Annotated in this window: 1 protein-coding gene; it reads left to right on the top strand. The window is 36.3% G+C overall.

The window, feature by feature from the left end; all coding sequences use genetic code 11:
- Positions 1-958 (top strand): type ISP restriction/modification enzyme (locus tag ACFIO3_RS14060; protein WP_375704683.1); only part of this gene is annotated, 958 nt, incomplete at both ends.

Raw genomic sequence — 958 nt, 5'->3', positions numbered from 1 at the left:
AATAGCGAAGTAGAACGTTTTAATAATACTTATGCACACACCGACCGTAAAATACGTACTAATGCTGTAAATGATTTCGTTAATATTGATTCTACAAAAATCAGTTGGAGCAGTAGTCTTAAACAAGAATTGACAAGAGGGAACTTTTCCGAATTCGAAAGCGGTTGTTTAGTTCAAAGTTTTTATCGCCCTTTTACACGACAGTGGCTCTATTATAATCGTATTTTTAATGAAAGAACTTACCAAATGCCGTGGATATTCCCTATAGGGCAAGCAGTTGAAAATAAGGTAATACAAATTACAGGTATAGGAGTAAATGGTTTTTCTGTCTTGATGAGTAAAACTTTACAGGATGTTCAAGCAATAAGTAATGGTCAATGCTTTCCACGCTATATTTACGAAGATACTACGGTCTCAAAAAGTAAAAGTGAGAAACAATCCCATTTATTTACAGAAGACAGCAAAACAGCTGGTTTACAACGCCGTGATGCCATTACTGATGAGGGATTAGCACATTTTAAAGCCGCTTATCCTAATGAAACTATCACGAAAGATGATCTATTCTATTATGTTTACGGTCTTTTGCATTCGGAAGATTATCGTACCCGTTATGCTGATAACCTCTCTAAAGAATTGCCTCGTATCCCTTGTGTAAAGAGTGCTGATGATTTTTGGAAATTTGTAACAGCAGGGCGTGAACTGGGTCATTTGCACGTAAACTATGAAACTGTAGAGCCGTATCCAGTGACCTTTAAAAAAGGCAATCCAAAAGTTACAGAGATCTCTAATCCCGAAAAATTCTATTACGTGACTGAAATGAAATTCGCAAAAGCAGATAAAGAGAAAGATAAATCAACTGTTTTTTACAATAGCAATATCACAATAACAGATATCCCTCTTGAAGCTTATGAGTATATCGTCAATGGTAGACCCGCTCTTGAATGGGTTATGGGGCGTC

It is taken from the genome of Bartonella sp. AD328YNZD, from assembly GCF_042196425.1.
Note: the sequence above shows the minus strand (reverse complement) of the source record. Positions and strands in the feature narration are given on the sequence as shown.